Below are 9,448 nucleotides of genomic sequence, written 5' to 3'. Positions count from 1 at the left end.
CTACAACTCAAACGCTACTTTGCTAACCTCATCGAAACCCACTCATGGAGTACCGTTAAGCTCGACCGTAACGGATTGCAGTTCTTCTATCGCTATACCCTCAACAAACAGTGGGAATGGCTGAATATTGTCAGACCGCCACGCAGCAAAAAACTCCCTGATGTTTTAGCCCCAGAACAAGTCGCCTTACTCATCTCGTTGACCCAGCAACGGCGTTACCAAGTCTTCTTTCTTGCCTTATATTCCATGGGACTTCGCCTCAGTGAGGGACTCAATCTCACTGTACAAGATATTGATGCCCACACCATGCAAATACATGTCCGCAATGGAAAGGGGGGCAAAGACCGCCTCGTGCCTCTTCCCCAACGCTCCCTGAATGCCTTGCGTGCTTATTGGCTCACTCACCGGCACCCTAAGCTGCTTTTCCCTGCTCGGGAAATCATGACCAATAAAACCATGGACAGAGGTGGCGTACAAAAAGCGATGAAGCAAGTTCTCAAAGACTGTGGTATCAATAAACCCATATCACCCCACTCACTGCGCCATTGCTTTGCGACTCATCTATTAGAGCAAGGGCTTGACCTGCGCTCTCTGCAAATATTGCTTGGACACGGTAGCCTCAACACCACCGCTCGCTATACCCGTATGACCAAGAGTAAACAAAAAGACGCCGCACTCGCCATCAATCAACTGACCGATGCATTGAGCATTACGTGGGAGGCAGCATGAGTACTTTCATTGAACTGTTGCGCACGCATAAAAAAGCGCTCGAACATCAGTATGCCAATCAACTCAACCCAGATATGCGCTCGGCTATCCAAGCGATGTTACGGTGTAAAACAGAGCAACAAGGTCGCTCGCAATGGTATTGTGCCCATTGCCACCACAATGACCGACTGCCACTCTCATGCGGACATCGGCACTGCCCCCAGTGCCAACACCGCACCACTTCGGACTGGTTAAACCGTCAAAAACAAAAGCTGTTACCCGTCCATTACTTTATGGTGACCTTCACCCTACCGCACCAGCTCAACCCCCTGGCTCGACACGCGCCAAAAGCACTCTACCAAACGATGTTCCAAGTCGCTTCAAGCGTGCTAAAGAGCTTCGCCAAAAGACAGAGCAAAGGAGCACTCGGCTTTACCGCTGTGTTGCATACGCATAGTAGGCAACGCAACCTACATCCCCACCTACACATCATCGTCGCGGGTGGGCGGTATGATTCATCCAAGCAAGTATGGCACAAAGGCAGCAAGCAATACCTATTTAACGCCTTCGCTCTCGCTAAAGTATGGCGGGCTCAGTTACTGCATGCTCTACATCAACATCCTCTGTTATGGGTGCCAGGCGGTATACCAAGCAAGTGGGTCGTTGACTGCCGATGTGTCGGGAAAGGTCAACCTGCACTGGAGTATCTGTCTCGCTATCTATATCGAGGTGTGTTACCCGACCGCGATATCATCAAAGTGGAAGAAGACTCGGTGACGTTCCGATACAAAGAGAGTCAAACTCAGCAGTGGATACAACGAACACTGCCAACGCTCAAGTTCTTACTGCTCATCTTGCAACATGTACTGCCTAAAGGGCTGCAACGAGTGCGTGATTATGGCTTCTTGCGAGGGCAAGCTCGGCAAACACTGGGTCGTATACAACTGTTACTACTTGGACTGTTTTGCTCATTGCCAAACCTTGAACCCATCACAAAGAGCAAAGCCACACGCTGTTGTCCTTGCTGTCAACATGAGATGGCCTGTGTGGGGATCACTCGACCGAGATAGCCGAAAGGCATCCAATAATAAGGATAATGGCCGTCATCAACAAGATAAGGATAAACAGCCACTAAGAACCAACATTAGTCAGTTAACCTATTGATAAGGCGGAACTCTCCACCTTACAATACCTGCGCTCGCCTTGAGAAAAGCATCAAGGTCGCCACCCTTCTAGAGCAGATCGCACAATTTACTTATATAGAGGCTCGGGCTTGTTCAACACTTGGGATTTAACGTTGGCTACGCAACGCTTAATCCTTATTTGTTATATGCCTTTCATGTACCCATACTTAATGCGCACATTAAATACGCATAGGTAATTATCATGAGAAACGCACATAGCACGCAAGCGCCTAAAAAAGCAGCAAACTTAAGCTTAAATAGCGAATTACTCGCTGAAGCTAAGCGCCTGAATATAAACCTCTCAGCAACAATGGAAAAAGCGCTTGAAAAAGAAGTTAGCCAACGCCGTAAGACTGAGTGGTTGGAGCAGAATGCTGATGCTATCAGTGCTTGCAACGAACTAACCGAAAACCACAGTCTGTTTTCCGATTCTTACAGAATATTCTAATGTCAAAGTTCTCACTATACCAAAACAACGATAAAAGCACTGCTACCGCTTATCCATACTTTGTTGATGTTCAAAGTGAAATGCTTGATACGCTAAATACCCGACTGGTGATCCCATTAACATCAGTTGAAATGTTAGAAAAGAAAGCCCCTACTCACCTATGCCCAGTAATCCATATTGATGAAGGTGACTTCGTGACCCTCACTCACCAAATGGCAAGTGTGCCGACTAAGATCTTACGTGATCCAGCCAATGAATTGAGTACATTTAGAAACGAAATCATTGCTGCTATTGACTTTCTGATTACTGGCATATAACGCTCGATATATACCCGTGATCATTGAAGATGCTTGATTTTCAATGAAATTAGGATCATGCTGTTCACCATGAAAATGGTACTAACTCCTGAGCAAAAGCAACAACTCGAACAGATGCACAACACTGAGCGTGATCGTCGAGTATGCGACCGTATAAAAGCTGTCTTGCTAGCTTCCGAAGGTTGGAGCCCGACTATGATCTCTCAAGCCCTTCGTATCCATGAATCTACAGTTGCTCGTCATCTTAGTGATTATGCTCTATCTGAAAAACTTAAACCTGAGAATGGCGGGAGCCCACGGAAAAATCATGAACATCCCCGTCAATAAAGGCTTGCCAGAACCTTCAAAAGGTACTCAGAATCCATCGCACACATCGCTCTTTTGTGTTTAATACTCGCTTTCAAAGTCGTTTCACTCTTCAGCATGTTTAAACATCTGTCTGATCCTTGCAAAGTTCTCTGCGCTTTCTTCCGCTCGTTTTCGGCAAGCATCTTGTAAGCGCCAATAACTCCGCATTCTTTTCGCTTTGAATATGAACCTTGATAATGACCACTGTCATTACTCATACAAGGTTCGGTCATGTCTACACTTCAACAACACCCGCTTTCCACTGCGCCGCTACAAATCCCTCAAAGAAGAAAAGGCCGACTCCTCTCCCCTGACAGCCGATGAGGTAAAACTGTTTTTAAGCCATACCTCAGAGGAGTGGCGAGACTACTTTCTCATCCGATTTTGGACCGGTATTCGCAGCTGTGAGCTGCATGGGCTCTACTGGGAACACATCGATTTTAAGCACCGCCGCATCAAACAGCGCCGCACCTCAGACTGCCCGTTCGTGTTTAGTGATAAAAATGGCGGCGGGCTCAGCACACAATTTGTTAGCCGGAAAATCTGGCAGCCCACCCTGAAAAAAGCAGGGCTCAAACATCGACGAGCTTATGAAACCCGCCATACTGCGGCTGTTTTGCATATTGCTGCGCTAGAGAACCCTTTATACATCTCTCACATGCTCGGTCACAGTGATATCAAGCTACTATTTGAAATTTATGCGCCCTATATCGCCAACGCCGCTCGTCAAGATGGTCAAAACTTCAGTACGATGATGCAAGGAGGCATAGCATGAGTCTGTGTAACTTTTCCCAACCACAGCACTTTCTGCGTGGTTTAAGCAATGGGGCAGACCTAAGCGCTTTTGCACTGGGCGCTGAAAACTCCTATGTCCATTTTCGCCTGCAACAAGATGGGCCAATCCCCTCAAGCCCTGAGCTTCAAAATACACTTGAGGATCTGGCTGCCTATTTACTTTACTTTAAGATTGGCAAATAACGTCCATTGAGGAATTGCCCGACACCCATGCTCGGTTTGTATGCTGCGCATAGCTCTTCAGTTCTTGAGTGCGTATTCCGCTGATTCCGGACACTGATTCCCCCTTTCAACAATCCATACTCGGCGATGCTCAAAGCTTTGACCCGAATAAGCATCTTGGAAAAGAGGTTGAGCCTGAGACAGCTGAATCAAACTAGGCGTTTGGAGTACCGCTGTGATTTTAGTCAAAGCTGTAGGCCTCTGACTTACCAGCTTCTTTTTCTGCTTTCGCAATAATGGCTTGCTTTACAAACTCGTAAGGCAGATCGGGGTTGTCTTCCATCATTTCACCAATCTTCGCCCAATGCTCAATCTGCTTAGGTGTCGTTCGGTTGAGTGCTTTTGCCATAATCGCCGCTTTTTCAAAAAGCTCTTGATCAATGCGAACACTTACAGTTGCCATAATATAGCCTCATAAATCGATTCAACTTACCACCACTGTAGTAAGTTGCGACAAGCGTTACAAGTGGGGGGGCATTCATTTACTATCAAGCTTAGCTGACGACTTACATCAGAGACTTGTCAGACAGTAGGTGAAGAGTCCTGCAATTTTTTGATGCTAGTATTAGTGGTACTAATTTAATAGTGGTAACGACACGAAATGATTGTTACCGCGTGATCATCGACTGCGTAAACAAGCCTATTGGTGTCATCAATACGGCGAGACCAAAAGCCAGATAAGTTCTCTTTTAACGGCTCTGGTTTACCAATACCCTCAAATGGAGAGCGCTTAACATCATTGATGAGTTTATTGATTCGCTTGAGTGTTTTCTTATCTTGAGTTTGCCAATACAGGTAGTCATCCCAAGCATCATCAGTCCACGACAATAAACGTTGACTGCTACTCATCAATTAACTCTCGTGCTGTTGTTTTACCAGCACGGTACTGTTCTATCGAGCGGTTTAGGTGTTCAGCGTTTTTGGGAGAGCGTAGTAAGTGCACTGTCTCCATAAGGCTATTGTAGTAGTCCAAAGACATAACCACTGCATCTTCAGAGTCACGACGTGTAATCACTGTTGTATCAGCATCGTTAACAACACCGTCTAAAACGGCTTTAAGACCATTTCTAGCTTCAGTAAAAGATACGATTCTCATAAGAACCTCCACATGTACATTTAATGGGACAAGTATAGTCTTCACCACTCTACTTGTACAGTAAGTTGAACATGCGGAGTTTTTGGAAAAGAAAGGGTATCCAATATTTACTTTTCTTTAAGATTGACATATAACTTCCATCGAAGACTTACCTGATACCCAAGAACGGTTGGTGTGCAACGCGTAGCTCTTGAGCTCTGTGGCTGAGCCAACTGCACAGCGAAATTTCCCCCCAAAGCTTTCGGATAATGTAAACCATTCATCAGCACTCATATTTAGCCGCGTTAGCAGCATACTGTGCCTCGGTGGAATATAACCACGCTTGCGTTGCCGTACCACTTGGCCTAATTCTTCTACTAACGCTAGATAATCCAGCAAAGAAAATTCAATCCCAAAACAGGGCTGCACTTTTCTCTCATTACCTAAAAAACCAGCCAGGCCTTTTGTGGGTAAAGACGCGAGCTCGCCTTTGCCTTTGTCTTGCTGACACGCCACTGAGTGGATACGCTCATAAATAGAAGTAAACTCCGAAGCTTCAAGTGATTGAGCCATGTCAGCCCGAACCGGGTTTAAATCCACGTACGCCATACAGCTAAGCAACGCTTTTTCATCCAGCAAGGCTTGAGACTTAAACCGCCCTTCCCAAAATCGACCTTTGCAGTCCTCTTCTTTATTGGCCTCTCGGGCGACATACTCATTGAGATTACGCATAAACCAAGAGATATCGGTCAATCGTTCACGCCATTCATCAATTAACTCAAGCGTTTTACGCGTTTCAGCTTTGGACTTTAACCCACCATTTAGCCAACGAGTGACTAGCAGCGGCGCTTTGTATAATGTTGTCCAACGCTGAGCCACCTCTTCATCACTCCAAGACCCCGCGGTAGCGGTATCAACATGCAGCACTAGGTGATAGTGATTAGACATAATGGCATACGCACACACATCAATCGCAAACACTTGGCTAAGCAAGCGCATACGCTCCACAATCCAAATACGGCGATGCTCAAAGCTTTGACCTGAATAGTTATCTTCGCCACATAAAAAAGCACGGCGTACACACCGTGAAATACAGTGATAGTACGCCGTGTCTTGAAGGGATACTTGAGTTGAACGCGCTTGAGTCACCATGACCACCAGTGAGCAAACTTTAAACAGATGAAGTAAGCCTAGTTGTGGAATGGAGACTCGTCAAATATATGGGTGTCTTGTATTTTGCAGTATTTTGCACCGAACCAACGGCACGAATTCGAACGGCTTTACTCACTCATGGACACTGTACCTCCATGGTTTCCAGTTCCATGGTGGCATCAAACAAAAAACCATGATATTTCGCTTGCACGAGTGCGAATTGCAGACTTGGGGCAAACCAAAACGTCACCTCCTCGGCCCCGGTTTGCTCAACCTGAATCACATCAAGTGCTCCCCAAGGGGGCAGTGTCAATGACTTCGCACCAAGGACTTGGTAGTGGTAGGGCTCTGGGCCATCGGTGGCTTGTCGAGTTAGGTTAAATGTTGTTTTCCCTTGCATCACCAAATGTCGAATCTGTATCGACAATGTATCGACATCTCTAAGTGGCTGACCATGGTTAGTGTAATGGGTGACCTCACCATTAAGATCCACCTCACTCTCACTGCCGTTTTCAGAAAACGTCACATTCATCGTTCGGCTGCGAAACCCAGATACCTTTTGATAAAAGGTGGTGGTTAGGTAATCACCAGTACCAGACGACTGCACCAATTGCGCCTTTTGTCGGTAGCGTGTCCCTATGCCTAAAATACTCGCACGGCTATAAGATTCAACCGTGCCACTTTTTACTCTTGCCTCAGCTTGATTATGCTCAGGCTGACCTGGTGTGGCTTCATACCAGGTCTCGATGCGTTGCATGGACCCCGTGTGAATACCACCTAGATAAATACCGTAATCATATCGGTTCTGGCAGGTTTTAAGATTCGTCGCATCTTGTTCCAGACTCACAGCCTGAGCCACGGTTGTGTTTGCGAACGCACTGCCAAGCCAAAGCGTATGACACGCCGCCAACGTCAGCATCGTTGAGTAATACCAAGAATGAAAACGCATTAAAATGCCTCTTTTACATTCAAGTAAAAATGCGTTTCATGCTTCCCTTTACCAATATCAGCACGCAGGTTTATTCGGTCTTTAATACGTACCCGAAACCCCGTCCCAATCGATGCCAGTAGCTCTTGATTCAGCTCGCGTACACTCGGCGCCACGCTGCCTACCCCGCCCCAAAACACCATGCCGTAGCGTTGAAAAACCGGTAAGCGATACTCCACTTGCCCCATCGCCATTTGGTTATCGCGATAACGGCCACGAATATAACCACGCATCGCGCTTGAACCACCAATGTCAGGTAACGCGTACCAAGGCACATCACCGCTACTAAATTGCCCCTGAACTTGCCATGCGATAAGCCCGGGCATTGGGGACAAATCAACATAATTGGACAACTCTACCCCATAACGGCCATATTGCTCATTGGTATCAGAGCGATGAAACAACCCCGCATCCGCTTCCACAAGCCAGCCTTGCGAAGGGTTTAAATGATAATCACGTGAATCGTAACGACTAATGAAACGCAAGCCAGCGCTCGTACTGCTTGGTAACGCTGCTGTTTCTGTACGGGTTGCAGTGCCTTGGTTACTTGTCTCATCACTCAATGTAAGGTTTTCTGCACTGGCATGGGTGACGTCCGCGCCAAGGCCAACAAAATAACGATTGGCGACTTGTGTCATATAAGACGGCTGAAACGAGATTAACTGTTCATCAAAGTCATGCTTATTGGCGTCATTATCACCCGCTTGCACCCCAATCCCATAAAACACGGCGGCCTCATTGTGCAACTCAAGAGCTAACCCTAAGCGCTGCCGACCTTGGTTAAAATACGTCAAGTTTTCCAGTGCCACCCCATAAGATTGGTTCATAGAGCCAAACGTGTTCACCACCAATGAAGACGGTTGTGGACTCGGAGCATCAGGATCGGCTTGATACAAACCCACAAGCAATAGCCCCACCCCAAATTGCTTTTCAGGCGTGTAATAGGCCGTCGGGATGTAACTCATATCAATGGCTTTTGAACTGTCAAAGCCACCATCAGCACCAAAGACATCTAATACATTGTCGACAAAAGTCGGTTCCATGTCCGGTGGTGTATCAAATAAAGGCTCTACGGAGAAGCTGTAAGAAGAATAGACCAAAAGTGGCAAGGCTAAAGTGCACACTTTTCCTTGTGTGAAAATCGTCATTATAGAACTGAATTAATTAAAGAAATAAGTTGGAGGGAGTATATCGTTAAACGCGAGTCAGTACCGTATTGAGGGGAATAATTAATGCGAATAAAGGGAAAAAATAATCAAGTATTGCTTGATAACATCCAATGTAGAGTAAGGGAGGGGATACACATACGACTGTCACATGAGTTTACTCAGTTCACAATGGTTCAAATACAACCATGAAGTACTTAAAAATGGCACGCTCTCATTGAACTTTTACCTGACACCCAAGCCCTATTCGTGTGAAGCGCATAGCGCTCAAGCTCTTTCGTTGTACCAACCGCACAGCGAAACTTGCCCCCAAAGCTTTCAGACAGTATGAACCAATCTTCAGCATTCATGTTTAACCGCTCGAGAAGCGTAGTTTGGCTTGGTGGAATATAACCACGCTTGTTTGGCCGAACCACTTGGCCTAATGCTTCTACTAGCGCTAAATAATCCAACAACGAAAACTCAATTCCACCTATTTGGGGAAAAACCGATGGCTGCATTTCTCGCTCATTTCCTAAAAAACCAGCCAAGCCTTTAGCGGGTAAAGAGGCCAACTCGCCTTTTCTTTCATCCCCTTTACAAGCCACCGAATGAATGCGCTCATAAATGGAAGTAAACTCAGACTCTTCAAGTGATTGCGCCATATCCGCTCGAACGGGGTTTAAGTCCACATACGCCATGCAGCTCAGCAGCGCTTTTTCATCCAACAAGGCTTGAGACTTAAAGCGACCTTCCCAGAACCGACCTTTGCAGCCTTCTTCTTTATTGGCTTCACGGGCCACAAACTCATTGAGGTTACGCATAAACCAAGAAATGTCTTGCAATCGTTCACGCCATGGCTCTTCTCCGCTTAGATGAGCTTGACAGAAGGGTATAATATTGAACTTACCTCAGGTACTGAAAGCTGTTTAATCTTCAGTTTGAAGTATTCGGTATCTCTTATCCCGCGAGCTCTTCTACGCAACAATCCTATTGATACATTGCCAGCCTCGATTATAGAGCTGGTTAGTCGGTCATACTTTGCAAAGTTACAGATGCCTTCTTT

Annotated in this window: 13 protein-coding genes and 3 pseudogenes; 7 read left to right on the top strand and 9 right to left on the bottom strand. The window is 46.3% G+C overall.

Annotated elements, in window-relative coordinates:
• The 5 genes and pseudogenes from VTH8203_RS17045 to VTH8203_RS17025 all read left to right on the top strand — a co-directional run.
• A partial coding sequence (locus tag VTH8203_RS17045; protein WP_096994741.1) for a tyrosine-type recombinase/integrase occupies positions 1–729 on the top strand: 729 nt, incomplete at its 5' end.
• Positions 726–1,778 (top strand): IS91 family transposase, encoded by a 1,053-nt coding sequence (locus tag VTH8203_RS17040; protein ID WP_096994740.1) that lies wholly within the window; start codon positions 726–728, stop codon positions 1,776–1,778. The genes VTH8203_RS17045 and VTH8203_RS17040, both read left to right, overlap by 4 nt.
• A gap of 316 nt (positions 1,779–2,094) precedes the next feature.
• Positions 2,095–2,340, top strand: a complete 246-nt coding sequence (locus tag VTH8203_RS17035) for a type II toxin-antitoxin system CcdA family antitoxin (RefSeq protein ID WP_096994739.1) — start codon at positions 2,095–2,097, stop codon at positions 2,338–2,340.
• Entirely contained in the window at positions 2,340–2,657 is a 318-nt protein-coding gene (locus VTH8203_RS17030) for a CcdB family protein (protein ID WP_096994738.1), read from the top strand. The genes VTH8203_RS17035 and VTH8203_RS17030 overlap by 1 nt, the downstream gene beginning before the upstream one ends.
• 69 nt (positions 2,658–2,726) lie before the next feature.
• Positions 2,727–2,960, top strand: a pseudogene (locus tag VTH8203_RS17025) (helix-turn-helix domain-containing protein); the annotation flags it as partial.
• Between the two features lie 17 nt (positions 2,961–2,977).
• On the opposite strand, the pseudogene VTH8203_RS25140 reads toward VTH8203_RS17025, so the two are convergent.
• Positions 2,978–3,152, bottom strand: a pseudogene (locus VTH8203_RS25140) (ISAs1 family transposase); the annotation flags it as partial.
• 109 nt (positions 3,153–3,261) lie between these two features.
• Between VTH8203_RS25140 and VTH8203_RS17015 the strand changes: the two are divergent.
• Positions 3,262–3,780, top strand: a pseudogene (locus VTH8203_RS17015) (site-specific integrase); the annotation flags it as partial.
• On the top strand, positions 3,777–3,983 hold the full coding sequence (locus VTH8203_RS17010) for a hypothetical protein (protein WP_096994737.1): 207 nt from the start codon (positions 3,777–3,779) through the stop codon (positions 3,981–3,983). The pseudogene VTH8203_RS17015 and the gene VTH8203_RS17010, both read left to right, overlap by 4 nt.
• 220 nt (positions 3,984–4,203) lie before the next feature.
• Here VTH8203_RS17010 and VTH8203_RS17005 read toward each other — a convergent pair whose 3' ends face one another.
• From VTH8203_RS17005 to VTH8203_RS16970, 8 genes are all read right to left on the bottom strand, one after another.
• Entirely contained in the window at positions 4,204–4,425 is a 222-nt protein-coding gene (locus VTH8203_RS17005; protein ID WP_096994736.1) for a TA system antitoxin ParD family protein, read from the bottom strand.
• A 176-nt stretch (positions 4,426–4,601) separates the two neighbouring features.
• On the bottom strand, positions 4,602–4,871 hold the full coding sequence (locus VTH8203_RS17000) for a Txe/YoeB family addiction module toxin (RefSeq protein ID WP_167385838.1): 270 nt from the start codon (positions 4,869–4,871) through the stop codon (positions 4,602–4,604).
• The gene (locus VTH8203_RS16995; protein WP_096994734.1) at positions 4,864–5,118 is read right to left on the bottom strand and encodes a type II toxin-antitoxin system Phd/YefM family antitoxin; all 255 of its coding nucleotides are present in this window, start codon (positions 5,116–5,118) and stop codon (positions 4,864–4,866) included. The genes VTH8203_RS17000 and VTH8203_RS16995 overlap by 8 nt, the downstream gene beginning before the upstream one ends.
• Positions 5,119–5,235: 117 nt before the next feature.
• Positions 5,236–6,249 (bottom strand): transposase, encoded by a 1,014-nt coding sequence (locus VTH8203_RS16990; RefSeq protein WP_244181244.1) that lies wholly within the window; start codon positions 6,247–6,249, stop codon positions 5,236–5,238.
• A 136-nt stretch (positions 6,250–6,385) separates the two neighbouring features.
• Positions 6,386–7,198 carry a DUF3108 domain-containing protein gene (locus VTH8203_RS16985; protein ID WP_096994733.1) on the bottom strand — a complete coding sequence of 271 codons (813 nt, stop codon included), beginning with the start codon at positions 7,196–7,198 and terminating at the stop codon, positions 6,386–6,388.
• A complete protein-coding gene (locus VTH8203_RS16980) occupies positions 7,198–8,385 on the bottom strand; it encodes a BamA/TamA family outer membrane protein (protein WP_096994732.1) in 1,188 nt (395 codons plus the stop codon). Before VTH8203_RS16980 ends, VTH8203_RS16985 begins: the two co-directional genes overlap by 1 nt.
• 215 nt (positions 8,386–8,600) lie before the next feature.
• On the bottom strand, positions 8,601–9,227 hold the full coding sequence (locus VTH8203_RS16975; protein WP_096994731.1) for a hypothetical protein: 627 nt from the start codon (positions 9,225–9,227) through the stop codon (positions 8,601–8,603).
• A 26-nt stretch (positions 9,228–9,253) separates the two neighbouring features.
• Positions 9,254–9,448: transposase (locus VTH8203_RS16970; protein WP_167385790.1), on the bottom strand; the 195-nt coding region annotated here is incomplete at its 5' end.

This window comes from Vibrio thalassae (assembly GCF_900089835.1).
GTDB classification, from domain to species: Bacteria; Pseudomonadota; Gammaproteobacteria; order Enterobacterales; family Vibrionaceae; genus Vibrio; species Vibrio thalassae.
This window is presented reverse-complemented; position numbering and strand designations above follow the sequence as displayed.

Excerpts from the sequence above, each read along its gene's own strand:
- VTH8203_RS16980 (WP_096994732.1), bottom strand. The coding sequence starts at position 8,385 with ATGACGATTTTCACACAAGGAAAAGTGTGCACTTTAGCCTTGCCACTT.
- VTH8203_RS17035 (WP_096994739.1), top strand. The coding sequence starts at position 2,095 with ATGAGAAACGCACATAGCACGCAAGCGCCTAAAAAAGCAGCAAACTTA.
- VTH8203_RS17005 (WP_096994736.1), bottom strand. The coding sequence starts at position 4,425 with ATGGCAACTGTAAGTGTTCGCATTGATCAAGAGCTTTTTGAAAAAGCG.
- VTH8203_RS17010 (WP_096994737.1), top strand. The coding sequence starts at position 3,777 with ATGAGTCTGTGTAACTTTTCCCAACCACAGCACTTTCTGCGTGGTTTA.
- VTH8203_RS17040 (WP_096994740.1), top strand. The coding sequence starts at position 726 with ATGAGTACTTTCATTGAACTGTTGCGCACGCATAAAAAAGCGCTCGAA.
- VTH8203_RS16995 (WP_096994734.1), bottom strand. The coding sequence starts at position 5,118 with ATGAGAATCGTATCTTTTACTGAAGCTAGAAATGGTCTTAAAGCCGTT.
- VTH8203_RS16985 (WP_096994733.1), bottom strand. The coding sequence starts at position 7,198 with ATGCGTTTTCATTCTTGGTATTACTCAACGATGCTGACGTTGGCGGCG.
- VTH8203_RS16990 (WP_244181244.1), bottom strand. The coding sequence starts at position 6,249 with ATGGTGACTCAAGCGCGTTCAACTCAAGTATCCCTTCAAGACACGGCG.
- VTH8203_RS17030 (WP_096994738.1), top strand. The coding sequence starts at position 2,340 with ATGTCAAAGTTCTCACTATACCAAAACAACGATAAAAGCACTGCTACC.
- VTH8203_RS17000 (WP_167385838.1), bottom strand. The coding sequence starts at position 4,871 with ATGAGTAGCAGTCAACGTTTATTGTCGTGGACTGATGATGCTTGGGAT.